The sequence below is a fragment of the Novosphingobium aquimarinum genome (assembly GCF_009746585.1).
Taxonomy (GTDB): Bacteria; Pseudomonadota; Alphaproteobacteria; order Sphingomonadales; family Sphingomonadaceae; genus Novosphingobium; species Novosphingobium aquimarinum.
The window spans coordinates 59,148-76,134 of the sequence record NZ_WRPO01000008.1 but is presented as its reverse complement, the minus strand read 5'-3'; the positions used below and the strand labels follow the sequence as shown (position 1 = coordinate 76,134).

Genomic DNA, 16,987 nt, shown 5'->3' with positions numbered 1-16,987 from the left:
CCACAGCGACCCGGTTCCCCCAGGCTATCGCTATGTCAGATATGCCCCCTGCGAAGCGAGAGCTTGGGCACCCTTCTTCCACTGGCAAGTGAAGCGCCCCGCCCGGAAAGCGATGGATTGGTCATGAAATAGCTGTGGCAGTTGAAGGTTTCGCCGTCGGCGGCCACGCGCTCGTAGGTATCGTCGGGTTCGAGCAGCCAGGATTGCTCGTTGTCGAGCAGGTTGGCGAGAAGGACTTGTCCGAGCACCTGATCGTGCACCGTCTTGTTGCGGATCGGCACCAACAGCTCCACGCGCCGGTCGAGATTGCGGCTCATGCCGTCGGCAGAGGTGATGTACACCTTGGCCCGGCGATTGGGCATGACCGCGCCATTGGCGAAAGCCCAGATGCGGCTGTGTTCGAGGAAGCGGCCGATGATCGACTTGACCGTGATGTTCTCCGAGAAGCCCGGAATACCGGCCTTGAGGCAGCAGATGCCGCGCACCACCAGCAGGATCTCGACCCCGGCGCGCCCCGCGGCATAGAGCTCGTCGATCAGGTCGGGATCGGTCAGCGAGTTCATCTTGGCCCAGATCGCGGCGGGCTTGCCCTTCTCGGCGTTGGCGACTTCGGCCGCGATCGCCTCGTTCAGCGTCGAGCGCAGGCTGATCGGTGAGATCGAGAGGCATTCGGTGCGCTTGGGCTCGACGTAACCGGTGATGAAGTTGAACAACGCCCCGGCGTCGCGCCCGATCTTGGGATCGGCGGTGAAGTAGCTCAGATCGGTGTAGATGCGCGCGGTCAGCGGATGGTAGTTGCCGGTGCCGAAGTGGCAGTAGATGCGGTAGCCGTCGCCTTCGCGCCGCACCACCATCGAGACCTTGGCGTGGGTCTTCCAGTCGACGAAGCCGTAGATCACTTGCACGCCGGCGCGTTCGAGCTGCCCGGCCCATAGCAGGTTCTGCTCCTCGTCGAAGCGCGCCTTGAGTTCGACGACCGCGGTCACCGATTTGCCCGCCTCGGCAGCGGCGATCAGCGCGGAGATCACCGCGGATTGTTTGCCGGCGCGGTAAAGCGTCTGCTTGATCGCGACGACATCCGGGTCGGCGGCGGCCTGTTTGAGGAAGTCGATCACCACTTCGAAGGTCTCGTAAGGGTGGTGAACGACCATGTCCTTTTCGCGCATGGCGGCGAAGATGTCGCCGTCGTGCTCGAGCACGCGTTCGGGATAGCGTGGCGAATAGGGCTCGAACTTCAGATCGGGCCGGTCCTCGTCGCACAGCGCGGACAGGCCGGCGATGCCGATGAGGCCGCCCGTCTTGATGACGAGCGCCTTGTCGAGGCCGAGCTGGCTGCGCAGCAGGTCTTCCGCTGCCGGATCGAACTTGCCCTGCAGCTGCAGCACGATGACGAGGCCGCGCCGGCGCCGCTGGATCGCGGTGCGGTAATACCGCACCAGGTCCTCGGCATCTTCCTCGATCTCGATGTCGGAATCGCGCAATACGCGGAACACGCCGTGGCCGTTCGTCTTGAAGCCGGGGAACAGTTGCCCCGCGTGGCGGCAGATCAGGTCCTCGATCGAGATGTAGACCGCGTCCTCGCCCGGCACGCGCACGTAACGCGGCAGGGCATGGGGGATCAGCACCATTTCCATCACCGGGGCATCGTCCGCCAGCCGGGTGAGCGAGAACAGCACACCGATCCCGGCATTGGCGACGAAAGGGAAGGGGTGCGCCGGGTCGATCGCCTGCGGGGTGATGACCGGCATGATATGCTCGAGGAAATAGTCCTTGAGCCATTTTTCGCCGCCATGGTCGAGCCGCTCGTCGCCGATCACGCGGATGCCGGCCTCGGCGAGCTGTTCCTTGAGGTCGAGCCACGTGCTCTGCTGCACGGTCTCCAGCCGCAGCACTTCCTCGTGGATCGCGGACAGCTGCTGCGAGGGCGTCAGTCCGTCGATCGAGATTTCCTCGATCTGGCGCCGCACTTGTCCGGCAAGGCCCGCGACGCGCACGGTGAGGAACTCGTCGAGATTGTTGCCCGAGATCGAAAGGAAACGGACACGCTCGATCAGCGGGTAATTGGGATTGGAGGCTTCGGCGAGCACCCGTTCGTTGAAGGCGAGCCAGCTCAGCTCGCGGTTGGTGTACCGATCCGGGCTCTGCGCAAGTGCTTCGGCATCCAGCGTGGGCTCTGCCTGTTCGGCTTCGGGCCGGGGATCGGGTGTATCGAGCATGGTCCTCGTGATCGTTGGTGCGCGCGAGGTTTGCGCGGGGTTCCGCCTCTTGCCCCAGATTAGGTCTGATCGCCAGAATACCAGCGGGTTTGGTCGTGCCAGTGTCAATAAGCGTCAATAACGTTGCAGCGCAGCATGGATTGGCCCAAGGTCGGCGCTATGATCAAGGCCGCATTGCACCATCTGACCCGTTATCGCTATTCCCGCCGGATCCGTCTCGGCCCGCAAGTCATCCGGTTGCGACCCGCCCCGCACAGCCGCACCGCGGTGCCCAACTATTCGCTCAAGATCAGCCCGCCCGAGCATTTCCTCAACTGGCAGCAGGATCCGCACGGCAACTGGCTGGCGCGGGTGGTCTTCCCCGAGCCGGTCGATCACTTCTCGATCGAGGTCGACCTGCTGGCCGATCTGGCGGTCATCAACCCGTTCGACTTCTTCGTCGAGCCCGAGGCGGAAGAGTATCCCTTCGCCTATAACGAGGTGCTGGCGGGCGATCTTGCCGCCTACTTCGAGACCGAGGATCAGGGCCCACTGTTCGAGGAACTCGTCGCCAGCCACCAGGGCTACACCGGGCGCACGGTCGATTTTCTGGTCGAGATCAACAGCCGCCTCCAGCAGCGGATCGATTATGTGATCCGCATGGAACAGGGCGTGATGACGCCCGAGGAAACGCTGGAAGCGGGGATCGGCTCGTGCCGGGATTCGGCCTGGCTGCTCGTCCAGCTGTTGCGGCGGCTGGGGTTCGCGGCGCGCTTCGTTTCGGGCTATTCGATCCAGCTCGTCGCGGACGTTACGCCCAAGGAAGGGCCGACGGGAGTGGCGGAGGACGTGACCGATCTCCACGCCTGGGCCGAAGCCTACGTGCCCGGCGCCGGCTGGATCGCGCTCGATGCGACGTCCGGCATGTTCGCGGGCGAAGGCCACATTCCCTTGTGTGCGACGCCGCACTACCGCTCGGCGACGCCGATCGAGGGCATGGCCGAGCCCGCCGAAGTCGATTTCCACTTCGAGATGGGCGTCAGCCGCATTGCCGAGGCGGTGCGGATCACCAAGCCGTTCACCGACGCGCGCTGGGAGGCGCTACTTGCGCTGGGTGACAAGGTCGATGCCGATCTGGATGCGGGCGGCGTCAACCTCACGATGGGTGGCGAGCCCACGTTCGTTGCCGACAGTGATTACGAGGCGCCCGAATGGAACAGCGCGGCAGTCGGTCCGACCAAGGCGGTCTATGCCGATCGTCTGATCCGTATGCTGCGCGAGAAGTTCGCGCCGGGATCGCTGCTGCATCACGGGCAGGGCAAGTGGTACCCGGGGGAAACGCTGCCGCGCTGGGGATTTTCGATCTACTGGCGCAAGGATGGGGCGCCGATCTGGTCGGACCCCTCGCTGATCGCGGGCGAGCGGATGCCCGAGACGTCCGAGGCCGACGAATCCGTGCCGGACCAGCCGCAGACGGTCGATCCGGCGCTGGCGCAATCCATGCTCCAGGCCGCGGCGATCAACCTTGGCGTGGACAGCGACTTCGTCCAGCCGGTCTATGAAGACAGCGACGAATGGGCGAACAAGGAAGCCGAGCTTCCGATCAATGTCTCGACACTGGACCCCAAGGTCGACGATCCCGAACTGGCCGAGCGCTTTCGCCGGACGTACACGCGCGGGCTCGACAAGCCGATCGGCTTTGTCTTGCCGGTCCAGCGCTGGAACGCCGCCGACATGTCCGTGCCGCGGTGGCGGAGCGAGCGCTGGAAGGTCCGCAAGGAGAAGCTGACCGCGGTTCCGGGCGATTCCGCGTTGGGCTATCGCTTGCCGCTGGGTTCGCTGCCGTACGTTCCGCCATCGGAATATCCCTATATTCACCCGCGCGACACCGCCGAGCCGCCGCAGCCAATGGCGGACTTTCGCGAGCAAGTGATCGAGCGCGGCGCGCAAGTGCGCGATGTCGGCGTGACCGGGCGGACCGTCACTGCCGGGGGCGATGACGAGGCAGCCCCGGCGCAGCGCTCCGAACGAGTCGCCGGCCCGGACGTGCAGGGTCAGGAGCGGGTCGAGCAAATCATCATCGAAGGCGCGGTGCGTACCGCAGTGACGATCGAGCCGCGCGGCGACCATTTCTCCGTGTTCATCCCGCCGACCGAGCGCCTCGAGGATTATCTCGAACTGGTGGCCGCGATCGAGGTCGTGGCGGTCGAAAAGCAGGTCCCGGTGCGGATCGAAGGCTATCCGCCGCCGCCCGATCCGCGCCTGACGGTGCTCAAGATCACGCCCGATCCCGGCGTGGTCGAGGTCAACATCCATCCCGCGGCAAGCTGGCGCGAGATCGTCGACATCACCGAGACGCTCTACGATTGCGCGCGCGAAATCCATCTCACGGCCGACAAGTTCATGGTCGACGGCCGCTCGGTCGGCACGGGCGGCGGCAACCACATCGTGCTGGGCGGGCCCTCGCTGCTCGAGTCGCCGTTCATTCGCCGGCCGGACTTGCTCAAGAGCTTCGTCACGTACTGGCAGCGGCACCCTTCGCTGAGCTATCTCTTCTCGGGCATGTTCATCGGCCCGACGTGCCAGGCGCCGCGCATCGACGAGGCGCGGCATGACAGCATCTACGAGCTCGAAATCGCACTCGCGCAAGTGCCGGGCCCCGATCAGGAGCAGCCTGCGCCCTGGGTGGTCGACCGGCTGTTCCGAAACCTGCTGGTCGACGTCACCGGCAACACCCACCGCACCGAGATCTGCATCGACAAGATGTTCAGTCCCGATGGCCCGACCGGCCGCCTGGGCCTCGTCGAGTTCCGCGGCTTCGAGATGCCGCCGGACGCGCGGATGAGCTGCGCCCAGCAACTGCTGCTGCGCGCGCTCACCGCGTGGTTCTGGAAGGAGCCGGTCGAAGGGCCGCTGGTCCGCTGGGGCACGGCGCTGCACGACAAGTTCATGCTGGGCGAGTTCGTCTGGGCCGATTTCCTCGAAGTTCTCGGCGATCTGGAGCGTGCGGGCTACGCCTTCGATCCGGCCTGGTTCGAAGCGCAGCGCATGTTCCGCTTTCCAGTGCACGGCACCGTCGAAGGCGGCGGCGTCAGCCTGGAGATCAGCCACGCGCTCGAACCGTGGAACGTGCTGGGCGAAACCGGTGCGATCGGCGGAACCGTCCGCTATGTCGACAGCTCGACCGAGCGGTTGCAAGTGCGCGCCACTGGGCTCGTGCCCGGCCGCCACGTGATCGCCTGCAACGGCCGCCGCGTGCCGCTGACGATGACCGGGCCGGGCGAAGGAGTCGCCGGGGTACGCTACAAGGCCTGGGCGCCGGCCGAGTGCCTGCATCCGATGATGCCCGCGCATGCGCCGCTGACGTTCGACATCCTCGATACCTGGAACGGGCGCTCGCTGGGTGGCTGCGTCTACCACGTCGCGCATCCGGGCGGTCGCAATTACGACAACGTTCCGGTGAACGGCTACGAGGCCGAAGCGCGTCGCAAGGCCCGCTTCCAGGAGGACGGGCATACCCCCGGCGCGGTCGCTATCCCGAGCGAGGAACCGCCGAGCGAATTTCCGCATTCGCTCGATCTCAGGCGTCCGGCGCGTGGGCTATAGCGCCCACACCGAGACACCTGCTGCGGCACGAAACTGGCTGGACGACTACGCCGCCCCAGCCGGAACCGGGGATCTCTATCGCGATGCCTCGCCGGCGGTCGCGGCGAAATGGCGCGGCATCGCGGCGGCGCTCGACGCGCTGGCGGGCGGCGAACCGGCTGGGCTGGAGGAAACCACTGCCCGCCACATCGCCGATCTCGGGCTGACGTTTCGCGTCACCGGCGAGGACGACGAACGCAACTGGCCTATGACCTCGATGCCGGTGATCATCGGGGCGGACGAGTGGCAGGGCATCGAACGCGGCCTCGTCCAGCGCGCCCGACTGCTGGAAGCCCTGGCAGCCGACATCTACGGTCCGCAGCGGCTGGTTGAACAGGGCCACTTGCCGGCGGCAGTCGTTGCCGGCAGCCCCTATTTCGCGCGCAAGATGTTGGGGCACGGGCCCAAGAGCGGCCATTTCATCCACGTCTATGCCGCCGATCTGGCGCGTGGGCCGCAGGGCGGCTGGCGGGTGCTGCAGGACCGGGTGCGGCTGGCGACGGGGATCGGCTACGCGCTCGAAAACCGCCTCGCGATGTCGCGCACTGCCGATGCGCTGCTGTCGCAATACCATGTCCGCCGCATGGCCAACTTCTTTTCCCGCCTGCGCGAAGGGATCGCGACCGACTGCCGCCGCGAACAGCCGCGCATCGCGTTGCTCACGCCGGGCCGGTTCAACCAGACGTATGCCGAACAGGCCCACCTCGCGCGCTATCTCGGCCTGCCGCTGGTCGAGGGGCGCGATCTGTCGGTGGTCGAGGAAAAGCTTTACGTCGGCACGATCGCAGGGCCCAAGCGGGTCGACGCGCTGTGGCGCTGGGTCAACACGAACGCGCTCGATCCGCTGTCGTTCGATTCGCGCTCGCAGCTCGGCGTTGCCAACTTGTTCGATGCCTGGGCCGCAGGCGGGTTGGAGATGGTCAATTGGCCCGGCGTGGAAGTGCTCGAATCTCCGGCCTTTTCCGCCTTCCTGCCGCGCCTGTGCCGGATCCTGCTCGGCGAAGCGCCGTTGCTCCCCACGGTGGCCACCTGGTGGTGCGGGCAGGCCGCCGAAGCGAGCACCGTCGAGCAGCGCTTTGATACGCTCGCGTTGCTGCCCGCTTTCGGCGAACCGGTGGACGTGCTCGATCGGATCGCGCCCGTCGCGGGCGCCTCGTTCGATCCCGCGCGCCGCGCCGCGCTGTCCGACGCGATCGCGCGGCGGCCGATGGACTATTGCGGCCAGGAAATCGTGCAGCTTTCGACCAGCCCGACGATGATCGAGGGGCACATGGTGCCGCGCCCCTTCACTCTGCGCTTGTTCGTCGCGCGGACCGAGGACGGCGATTGGTGCGTCATGCCCGGTGGCTTCGCGCGGCTTTCGATCGGCGACGAACTGCCGACGTCGCTGATGGGCGAGGGCGATCTGTCCGCCGACGTCTGGGTGGTGGACGAGGCGACGCCCGCCAAAGTCGCGCCCGGCACTCAGCGCCACGAACCGCCGATCTCGCGCGGCGCAGGCATCCTGGCCGGACAAGCGGCGGACAACCTGTTCTGGTTCGGCCGCTACAACGAGCGCGCGGAATTGACCGTGCGGATCGTGCGCTCGATCCTGGGCAGCTCGATCGAGATGGATGCGATCCATGCCGACAAGGACGAAGTGCGTCGCACGCTCGTCGACTTGCTGCGATCGTGGGACGCGATCGGGCCGGAAACCGTGCGCGAGCCTTACCCGGTGATTTGCGGCAAGGCCTTGTCCGAAGACCTGAATCAGGGCGGCGTGGCGACGCTGCTGCGGCGGCGGTTCGAAGTCGGCCTGGGAATGCGGGAGCGTTTTTCGCGCGACTTGTGGCGGATCGTCAGCCGGCCGATGCCGACGATCGAGATCGCGCGGCCCGTGAGCATGCTCTCGAACACCCGATGGTTGACCGAACACTTCAGCGCGCTGGCGGGGCTCGCCTCGGAAAACATGGTGCGCGGGTCCGCGTGGCGCTTCCTCGAGATCGGCAAGCGCATGGAGCGCGCGATCGGCACCACGCGGATCGCGCGCCGGCTGCTGGACGTCGAGGCGAATTTCGAGGCGCTCGGCACGCTGCTGGACTTGTGCGACAGCCAGATCATCTATCGCGCCCGCTATCTGGCCGGGCCGATGCGCAATCCGGTGATCGATCTCGTGCTGCTCGATCCGGCCAATCCGCGAGCGCTCGCGTTCCAGGTGGCGACGATCGTCGAGCAGCTGGCGGGTTTGCCCACGATTCGCGAGGATGGCTTGCCCGAAGAGCCGTTGCGCCAGGCGCGGACGCTGCGGGCCGTGCTCGAGGAGGCGCGTGCCGACGAGGTCGAATGGAGCTGGCTCGATCGGATCGAGGCGCGCTTGCTGGCGCTCTCCGAAGAGATCTCGACGCGCTACTTCCTGCAGTTCGAGCGCGACGACGCACTGCGCCGGAGCCTGCTGGGATGAAATACGCGGTCAGTCATCTGACGACGCTGCGCTATGCCGAACCCGTGCGGATGGCGCAGTTCGCGGTGCGGCTGCGCCCGGCGCGCTGGCCCGGGCAGCACGTGCGCGATTACGAGTTTACGGTCGATCCGAGGCCGGTCGCGATCCTGGAGGGCGAGGGCGGCTACTTCATCAACGAGAGCAAGTTCGAACTGCGCGAGCCGATCTCGCAGCTCACGGTCAACAGCCGTTTCGTCGTCGATCGCGAGCCACTGCCCGCCAGCGTGACGACCGGCTTCGGGCCGTGCCTGGCGGACCTTCGCGAACTGGCGATGAGCCGCCCCGATCTCTCTCCGCTGGGTCCGGCATCGTATATCTTTGCCTCGCCCATAGCTCGGCCCGAACGCGAGATCGCGATGTGGGCGGCCGAATTTCTCGACGCTGCGATGCCGGTGATGGACGCGGGCCGTGCCCTGATGCGGGCGGTGGGTGAGCGATTCGCCTACGACAATTCGGCCACCTATCCAGATACGCAGCCGATCGAGGCGTTCAACAGCCGGCGCGGGGTCTGCCAGGATTTCGCCCATGTGATGATCGTCGCCGCGCGGGCGCACGGTATTCCGGCGGGCTACGTCAGCGGCTATTTGCGCACCCAGGCGCCGCCGGGGCAGGAGCGGCTGGTGGGCGCCGATGCGATGCACGCCTGGGTCTGCCTGTGGTGCGGCGACGCGCTGGGCTGGGTCGGTTTCGATCCGACCAACGACATGCTGGCCGACGCCGAGCACATCTTCATCGGCATGGGCCGCGACTATTCCGATGTCGCCCCGTTCGATGGCCGTTTCCACGGCAACGCCCAGCAGACCATGCTGTTCTCGGTCGACGTCGCGCCGCTCGATTGAGCGATCCGCGCCGCGCACGCGTCCAAAACCCGTCATGCTGAACTCGTTTCAGCATCCATCTCGCCTGCCGCTTAGGTCTCGAAGGGCCCGCCCGGCGGCCATTCCACTTCAACCAGGGCCCGCCAGCTGCATCCCCTAGCCCTCGCGCGGCGCCACGCTGGCGCCCGGAAACACGCCGGTGATCGCCATCGCCGCGGCGAGTTGCGAGACTGCCTGAAGCATGTCGCCGATGCCATCCTCGGTCACGATGAGCGCGATCGTGTCGCGCGCGGTCGAAGGGCCGGCTTCGTGCATCTGGCGCACCAGGCCGATCAGCACGGCTTCGTCCTCGCTCACGCGCGGGCATGGCAGCGGAGCGAAGTGCAGCGTTTCGGCGCCGTCGCGGTTCAGCACCAGCATCATCCGGTGGAACGGCTGCAGCGCGCCGATCAGCTTCCAGCGTGCGAAGGCGGGGCCCAGGGTTCGGGCGGGGCAGGTCCCATGGCCGATTTGCGTGACCCAGGCCCGCATCGACCAGACGAGAAAACGGCAACCCTCATCGAGTGTATCGAGGGAGCGATCGACATAAGCGTACAAGGCAACTCTCCGACTTGCGAATGAGAATGAATCGCAATAGGGTTGTCGCGCGGCTTGTCCTTCCGGTCAAGCCCCTCCTGCCGGAACGTGTGTCATGGCGCGTTTCCGGGACCTCCCGCCTTTGGCCGTGGCGCACCTACCGGCGCCACGGCCGCTTTTTCGGTGGATGCGAGACGTCTTGAACCTGCCCGAGTTCGAGCCAGTCCGTTCAATCGGTGATTTGGTAATCGATCGGTTTGAAAGTGCCGCCACAGCTATCGTAGGCGGAGCAAGCGGTGAGGCCGACGACGAGATCGGTCTCGGCACGCAGCGTGATCGAATCGCCGGGCTTGGTGTCGGGCGCCAGCACGCGGACTTTGCCTTCGCCATCCACCGGCACGCGCATGAAGCAATTGAAGGCGACCGGAATGTCATCCTCCTCGATGCCCCAGGGCGCGAGCGCTTCGGCAAGATTGCCGAAACAGCCGCGATGCACCGGCTTGTCGGGATAGAAGTGCTGGAACGTCGCCTTGCTGCACGGGGTCAGCAGGAAATCGTGGCAACCGGCGGTGTCGGCCTCGATCGTCAGCAGCACGTTGGAACGGTTCGACCACAGCCGGTTGCCAGTCGTCAGGCGGATCGATTCCTCGTAATCGAACGTGCGGCCATTGCTCAGCACTTCACGCAAGTCCGCCTTGGCGAACGCCAGGAGGTCGGCGACTTGCACGCCTTCGGGATCGATCACCGTGAGGCGTTGCCCCGCCTCGAGCTCGAAACCGACGGCGGAGCGCGGCGCGATGCGCTGCACTTGAGAGTCTTGCGTCATGGTCATGGCGACGCCCGCTTGTCGGCGAAGGGGCAGCGCCACTCAGCGCCGACCTTGCGACCCGAATACTGCGCTGCCTCGCTCGAATCGCCATGGCGAGAAAGCATGGGGTTGGTGCTGCCCGCCAGAGAGTGATCGCGCTCCAGGATCGTCTCGCGCATCGTCTCGTAGCGGCCGTCACTGCGCAATTGCTCGAACTGGTCATGCAGGTTGAACACCATCACCGGGCGATCGAAGCGGCGGGCGGGGCGGCTCGAGCCGGGATGCATGCCGACGACGAAAAACGCTTCCCCGCCGAAGCTGAGCGAGAAATGCGGATCTTCGGGATCGCCGCTGACGCGCTTGTCGTAAGGTTGTTCGAGCCAGGCGTCCTTATCCGAAAGCGACTGGATCCGATTCCACATCGCATTTTCGAAGCGGGTTTCATCGAGGGTTGTGCTGTCGTTCGCGAAAATCACGGCAAGGCTGCGGAACAGGCCGGGGTCGCGGCGATATTCGAAAGCCCAATCGAGCAGCGCCCGGTGGATCCGCACGTCGTCCCAGCTGCTTTCGACCGACCAGGCGACCAGCGTGCGCAAAGTGCCGCGCGACAAGGCCGCTTTCGCGCCCACGCACGGAAAGGCCCGGGCGCGCACGAACGTCGCGAACTGTTCCTCCCACACGGTTTGTTCCTCTTTCTCCAGCAGCATCGGCATCTTGTGTCCCAAATTGATCAAATTGATCCGGCATCAATTTTCTCTATGTCCTGCTTAAAGCGGCAGGCGCTAAAGTGTTCCGCCGTTTTCCCTTGTAGGCAGGGCGGCAAGTCCAGCCGTGGGATTCGTCGGGGCGAAGCGAAGAGCTTCGTGCTCACACGCGGGTGGGAGCTGGAAATGCCGCCTGACCGGCTCCCGACGCTGACCCGCCACGCGGCATGGCGGGTCCGATCAGAAAGAGATCACGGCCTCGCCGATCGCGTCCCACACTTGCGCGAGTTGCTCGGGAGTGATGCAATACGGCGGCATGACGTAAACGGTATTGCCCAGGGGGCGCAGCAGCACGTCGCGTTCTCGGAAGAAGGCCATCAGTTGCGGCGCGAGGGTATCGAGGTAGCCGCCTTCCTCGGTCTTGAGGTCGAGCGCGGCAACGGTGCCCAGCCGCCGCGGATTGTCGAAGTGCGCGTAGCGACCCAGCGTGTCGAGCCGGTCCTGCTGGGCAGCGCCCAGCGCGGCGATGCGATTGAGTACCGGCTCATCGCGCCAGATCGCGAGATTGGCGTTGGCGGCGGCACAGGCGATCGGGTTCGCGGTGTAGCTGGACGAATGATAGAGCATCGTCGCGCGGTCCTGCGAGAGATGCGCGTCGTAGATCGCCTCGCTCGCCATGGTCACGGCCAACGGCACGGCGCCACCGGTGAGCCCCTTCGAAAGGCACAGGATATCGGGCACCACGCCGGCCTGTTCGCAAGCCAGCAGCGTGCCGGTGCGGCCCCAGCCGGTCATCACTTCGTCCGCGATCAGCGGCACGCCGGCCGCGGTGCAGATGTCGCGCAGTCGCGCCAGCGTTTCTGGGCCGTACATGAGCATGCCGCCCGCACCGAGCAGCAGCGGCTCGACGATCAGCGCGGCAACGTCGCCTTCGCGGCAAGCGGCCTCCAGCGCGTCGAGCGTCGCCTGTTCGCGGCCCGCTGCGGGGAAGGGAATCGTGCCGACATCGAACAGCAACGGCGCGTACGTGCGGTTGAACACGCCGCGCGCGCCGACCGACATCGTGCCGATCGTATCGCCGTGATAGCTGTGCTCCAACACCAGGATGCGATGCCGCGGCTCGCCGCGTCCGGCCCAGTAGCCGAGCGCCATCTTCAGTGCGACTTCGACGCTGGTCGATCCCGAATCGGAGAAGAACACACGTGTCAGCTCCGGCGGCATGATCGCGCGCAGGCCGGTCGCAAGCGTCTCGGCGGGTTCGTGCGTCCAGCCGGCGAAGATCAGCTGGTCGAGCTTTTCGGCCTGGTCGGCGATGGCCGCGACGATGCGCGGATGGCAATGACCGTGCGTCGTCACCCACCACGAGGAGATCGCATCGATCACCGTGCGCCCGTCCTCGGTGTGCAGCAGCGCGCCTTTCGCCGAGGTCACTTGCGGGATCGGCTCACCGAGCCCGTGCTGCGTGAAGGGATGCCAGACCGCGGAGGTCATGCCGCAAAGTCCGCCAGGTCGAAGCCGCGCGCGAAGGCGATCGCGAGTGCCGCCCGTTCGAGATGGTCCAGATGCGGCAGTCGCCCGAGCCGCCGGACCGCGCCCATCGCCGCGATCGTCTCCTCGCTGTCGGGAACCGAATCACCGATGAAGGCGACGCCGTGCACGCTGATCCCGCGTGCGCGCAAGGCTTCGATCGAGAGCAGGGTGTGGTTGATCGTGCCCAGCGCGGTGCGCGCGACGATCACCACCGGCAGGCCCCAGCGCGCGAACTGATCGGCGTAAGTGCGTTGCCGGTCGAGCGGCACGAGCACGCCGCCCGCGCCTTCGACCACCAGGGGGCCGTCATGCGCAGGCAGATCGAGACGAGACGGATCGATGCCGACCCCGTCGATTTCGGCTGCGCGATGCGGAGAGCACGGCGTCGCCAGATGATAAGCGCCCGGCAGGACCGTCACTCGCGACGAGTCGGTGAGGCGAGCGACGACGTCCGCATCGCCCTGGCCCGCCTCGTCGGTGCCTGCCTGCACCGGTTTCCAGTAGGCCGCGCCCAAGGCCTGCGCCAGTGCCGCGGCGAACACCGTCTTGCCGACATCGGTGTCCGTCCCCGTCACGACATAACGGGCGGCCGGATGGCGCTCGGAGGGCATCAGCCCGCCTTGGGATGTCCGTAATGCAGCGTCACGACGTCGAACGTAGCGAGCGCATTGTCTTGCTCGAAGCGCGCCATGACCTTGCGCAGCGTACCCGGCTTCATCGGCTCGTAGCCGTCGACGGGGGTGCTGGCGCCAAGCCCGCGCAACGCGTTGATGAAGGCGGGGCCGTCCTTGTAGATCATGCGGTAGTGGTGCCCGCTCGGACGGGTGCGCATGGCATCGGGATACCATCCGAGCAGATCCGAGGGATCGGGAAAGTCGAGTGTGCCCGGTGCGACGCCTTCGGCTTCGCAGGCTTCGCGCCATTCGGCGAACGTGCCCTTGGTGAGGATCGTTGCGACGAGGTGGCCATCGGGCGCGAGCCATTTCATCATCCGGCCCAGCGCGGCGTGCGGATCCTCGAACCACTGCAGCGCGAGGTTGGCGCAGATGAGATCGAACGGACCCTCTTCGGGCGCACCATATTCAGCGTCGAGGACGGCGTAGCGAATGTCGGACCCATCGCCGATCTTGTTGCGGGTGCGCTCGATCATGGCCGGGGCGACGTCGGTGATGAGGAAATCGCCGGGCATTCCGGCGCGCAGCATCGCCTCGGTGAGGAACCCCGTGCCGCAGCCGACTTCGAGGATCTTGGGTTCGGTCGGCAGGCTCAGCCGGACAAGCGCAGCGGCAAGATCGTCCGCCACGTTGCGCTGCACGATCCCGAACTCGTCGTACTGGTCCGCCCCCTCGAAAGCGGCACGCACTTTTTCGCGGTGGGTTTCGGTACTCATGAAAATCTCTCCAAAAACGCGGTGATCGCCGCGGCGCACCAGTCGGGTTCGTCGGTCGGCAGCAAATGGCCCGCTTCGGGGTGGTTGCACCGTTCGAGCTTGCCCGACCCGGCGAGCGCCGCGTCCCGCATGGCGGCGGGCACGATCCGGTCGTGCGCCGACTGCAACGAAAGCAGCGGCATGTCGAGTCCTGCCGTCACGCCGCGCACATCCGTCGTGCGCATCCGTTCGAGATCGGCGGCCAATTGCAGCCGGTCGAACTCGTAGCGGGCGGGGCCGCAGCCGCAGCGCCCGAGAAAATCGTCGAGCACCGCACGTGGGCGGCGGTCGAACCGCGCGATCATCGTGTCGACCAGCCGCGGCGGCACGCCGGGATAGTCGTCGCTTGCGATGAACCGATCGAAGCCGTTGATCGCGATCACCCCGGCGAGGCCAGCGGGCGGCTCAGACAACAGCCGCATCGTGCCGAAGGAATGCGTCACGGCGATGCAGCGACCCTCGCAAGTCATGGGCGCGGGAGTGCCGAAGTAGCCACGATCGTCGCGCACATGTTCGAACCCGTCGAGCCGCGCGGCAAGATCGTCCCAGAAGCTGGCATCGAACCCCCAGCCATGCACGAACAGCAGCTTCACCGGTTCGCGCCGATCGCCTGGACGAGGGCATCGACGTCGGCCAAGCTCTGGCCCGCCTTGAGGGCGATGCGCAGCCGGCTCGAACCGGGCGGAACCGTCGGCGGGCGGATCGCCGCGGCCAGCATGCCCGCTGCCTCCAACCGTTCGGCGAGCGCCAGCGCATCGGCTTCGCCGCCAACGATGACGGGCACGATCTGGCTGATCGATTCGCCATGTTCGATACCGAGATCGTGCAGGCCCTCGCGCAGTCGGGCGGCGAGCCCGGCGAGATGCGCGCGCTCCTCGGCCATGTCCGGCACGAGATCGAGCGCCGCGTCGATCGCCCCGAGCGCGGCGGGGGGCAGCGCAGTCGAGAACACGAAGCCGCTCGCGCGGTTGAGCAGATAGTCGCACAGCGCGCGGCTCCCCGCGACATAGGCGCCGAACCCGCCCAGCGCCTTGCCGAACGTGCCCATCACGATGTCGACCGTGCCGGGAACCGTGGCCGTCAGCCCTGCTCCGCCGGGGCCGAGCACGCCGGTGGCGTGGGCCTCGTCGACGTAGAGGATCGCATCGTGGCGACGGGCGATTTCGCCGAGGCGGATCAGATCGGGGCCGTCGCCGTCCATCGAAAACACGCTTTCGGTCAGGATCAGGCGGGCCGGCGCGTCGCGGCCCTTGTCGGCGAGCAACTGTTCGAGATGATCGCAATCGTTGTGGCGGAAGCGGTGCTGGCGCGCGCCCGCCGCGGCGATCCCGGCGTGCATGCTGGCGTGGACCAGACGATCGGCGCACACCGCCGCGCCCGGCATCGCTTGCAGCAGCGCCGGAATGACCGAGGCGTTGGCCTGCCATCCGGTCGCGAAAAGGAGCGCCGCCTCGGTGCCCTTGAACGCGGCAATGCGCGCTTCGAGCGCCTCCACGGCCTCACCGGTGCCCGTCACCAATCGCGACGCACCCGAGCCCGTGCCGTAGCGCTGCGTCCAGTCGCAGGCGCGCTCGGCCAGCAGGGGATGCAGACTGAGCCCGAGGTAGTCGTTGCTCGAGAAATCGAGGAACTCGCGCCCCTCGCGGCGGATGCGGCCGCACGGCAGGACTTGCGCCTCACGCGTGATCCGCAGCCTGCCAGCGTCGTCGATCGCGGCGAGCGCTTGCCGGACAAACGGATCGAGAGTGGAAGCGGACCGAGGCACGGCGGCGCGGTATGGCATTGCACGCTTGGGCACAACGCTGGGGTTCGGCTTTAATCCGGCAGTCGGGCGCGCAAGGCCACGAGAAATTCGTCGGGGCGGTCCGGGCGAAAGGCGATCGCGGCGAGCGGCGGCCGCGCGCGCAGGTGGCGCCGTCGCGGCAGCGGCTGGCGCAAACGCACGATCATGTTCGGCCAGGCCAGCACCGCCATGTTGAGCGTATCTGCGGCATTGACTGCTTCGCTCGGCGGAAAGGCCGCGACCTCGGCGATGTCTTCGTACCGCACGAAGCGTTGCATCAGTAACCCGGTGCGGATGTGCAGCCCCTCGGCGGTGAGCAGGATGGGGAGCAGCCGCAGCGAGCGGATGAAGCCGACCAGATAGACGATACCCACCGCCGTCAGCAGCGAGAGCACGATCGCCGCGCGCTCGCTCCAGTGACTGATCAGCAGGTGAGTGACGCTCAGTTCGATCGCCTGGAGCACCAGCAGCACCCACAGCATCGGCGCGGTCTGGCTGTGGCACGCAAATCCGCTCGCCCCCTGCGGGATCCACGGCTGCGCGCGCGGCGGTGCGAACAGGCAACGCAGCAGTGCGATCTCGGATTGGGCAAAGCGCAGCAGCGGAGCAGGGAGTACGGCGGCGAAGGCTGCCTCGATTCGCTGTTCGCGGGCGTTGCGGAACCCGCTGACGACTTTCGCGACGATCCAGCCTGCTTGCACGGCCACCAAAAGCAGAAGCGCGCCTGTCAGCAACGGCATTGCCGCCAGCGTTTCGCGAACCGGTCGGGCCGCGCTGAGAAGCACGACCAGCGCCGCCGCTGCCAGCGCGCCGATCACGGCGGATGGGGACGGTTTGCGATCCGGGCTGCGCGCGACGAGCGACAGCATCAGCGCATCGCTCGCGATCCATACGAACAGGCCGGTCGCGATCAAGGGATAGCGCGCGGCCAGGTCGGTCCCGGTGGCGAACCGGGCCAGCAGGATCGCCAGTGCGGCGGCGGCCATGATCGCGAGGCCGGATTTTCGGCCTTTTGGGGCG

General features: G+C 66.8%; 13 protein-coding genes. 3 read left to right on the top strand and 10 right to left on the bottom strand.

The features are described from left to right. Nucleotides 1-35 precede the first annotated feature (35 nt). Nucleotides 36-2,216: an RNA degradosome polyphosphate kinase gene (locus GQO94_RS10470; RefSeq protein ID WP_156841141.1), complete on the bottom strand. Its 2,181-nt coding sequence runs from the start codon at nt 2,214-2,216 to the stop codon at nt 36-38. A 159-nt stretch (nt 2,217-2,375) separates the two neighbouring features. On the opposite strand from GQO94_RS10470, the gene GQO94_RS10465 reads away from it, so the two are divergent. The 3 genes from GQO94_RS10465 to GQO94_RS10455 are packed head-to-tail and all read left to right on the top strand — an operon-like array spanning nt 2,376 to nt 9,158. Then, complete coding sequence (locus tag GQO94_RS10465) at nt 2,376-5,801, top strand: transglutaminase family protein (RefSeq protein WP_156841249.1); 3,426 nt, start codon at nt 2,376-2,378, stop codon at nt 5,799-5,801. Beyond that, on the top strand, nt 5,791-8,280 hold the full coding sequence (locus GQO94_RS10460) for a circularly permuted type 2 ATP-grasp protein (RefSeq protein ID WP_156841139.1): 2,490 nt from the start codon (nt 5,791-5,793) through the stop codon (nt 8,278-8,280). Before GQO94_RS10465 ends, GQO94_RS10460 begins: the two co-directional genes overlap by 11 nt. Further along, nucleotides 8,277-9,158 carry a transglutaminase family protein gene (locus GQO94_RS10455; protein WP_156841137.1) on the top strand — a complete coding sequence of 294 codons (882 nt, stop codon included), beginning with the start codon at nt 8,277-8,279 and terminating at the stop codon, nt 9,156-9,158. The genes GQO94_RS10460 and GQO94_RS10455 overlap by 4 nt, the downstream gene beginning before the upstream one ends. 135 nt (nt 9,159-9,293) lie before the next feature. On the opposite strand, the gene GQO94_RS10450 is transcribed toward GQO94_RS10455, so the two are convergent. The 9 genes from GQO94_RS10450 to GQO94_RS10410 form a co-directional block, all read right to left on the bottom strand. Continuing rightward, a complete protein-coding gene (locus GQO94_RS10450; RefSeq protein ID WP_156841136.1) occupies nt 9,294-9,734 on the bottom strand; it encodes a hypothetical protein in 441 nt (146 codons plus the stop codon). 208 nt (nt 9,735-9,942) lie between these two features. Next, nucleotides 9,943-10,539, bottom strand: a complete 597-nt coding sequence (locus tag GQO94_RS10445; protein ID WP_156841247.1) for a DUF1989 domain-containing protein — start codon at nt 10,537-10,539, stop codon at nt 9,943-9,945. Between the two features lie 2 nt (nt 10,540-10,541). Further along, the gene (gene gntA, locus GQO94_RS10440; RefSeq protein WP_232332875.1) at nt 10,542-11,228 is read right to left on the bottom strand and encodes a guanitoxin biosynthesis heme-dependent pre-guanitoxin N-hydroxylase GntA; all 687 of its coding nucleotides are present in this window, start codon (nt 11,226-11,228) and stop codon (nt 10,542-10,544) included. Nucleotides 11,229-11,465: 237 nt separating this feature from the next. Further along, nucleotides 11,466-12,716: an adenosylmethionine--8-amino-7-oxononanoate transaminase gene (locus GQO94_RS10435; RefSeq protein WP_156841125.1), complete on the bottom strand. Its 1,251-nt coding sequence runs from the start codon at nt 12,714-12,716 to the stop codon at nt 11,466-11,468. Beyond that, the gene (bioD, locus tag GQO94_RS10430; protein WP_156841124.1) at nt 12,713-13,366 is read right to left on the bottom strand and encodes a dethiobiotin synthase; all 654 of its coding nucleotides are present in this window, start codon (nt 13,364-13,366) and stop codon (nt 12,713-12,715) included. Before bioD ends, GQO94_RS10435 begins: the two co-directional genes overlap by 4 nt. Continuing rightward, the gene (locus tag GQO94_RS10425) at nt 13,366-14,145 is read right to left on the bottom strand and encodes a methyltransferase (protein ID WP_156841122.1); all 780 of its coding nucleotides are present in this window, start codon (nt 14,143-14,145) and stop codon (nt 13,366-13,368) included. Before GQO94_RS10425 ends, bioD begins: the two co-directional genes overlap by 1 nt. After that, on the bottom strand, nt 14,142-14,777 hold the full coding sequence (locus tag GQO94_RS10420; protein WP_156841120.1) for an alpha/beta fold hydrolase: 636 nt from the start codon (nt 14,775-14,777) through the stop codon (nt 14,142-14,144). The genes GQO94_RS10425 and GQO94_RS10420 overlap by 4 nt, the downstream gene beginning before the upstream one ends. Continuing rightward, nucleotides 14,774-15,967, bottom strand: coding sequence for an aminotransferase class I/II-fold pyridoxal phosphate-dependent enzyme (locus GQO94_RS10415; RefSeq protein WP_156841118.1), 1,194 nt, complete (start codon nt 15,965-15,967; stop codon nt 14,774-14,776). Before GQO94_RS10415 ends, GQO94_RS10420 begins: the two co-directional genes overlap by 4 nt. A 32-nt stretch (nt 15,968-15,999) precedes the next feature. Continuing rightward, the gene (locus GQO94_RS10410) at nt 16,000-16,953 is read right to left on the bottom strand and encodes a hypothetical protein (RefSeq protein WP_156841116.1); all 954 of its coding nucleotides are present in this window, start codon (nt 16,951-16,953) and stop codon (nt 16,000-16,002) included. Between the last annotated feature and the right edge of the window lie 34 nt (nt 16,954-16,987).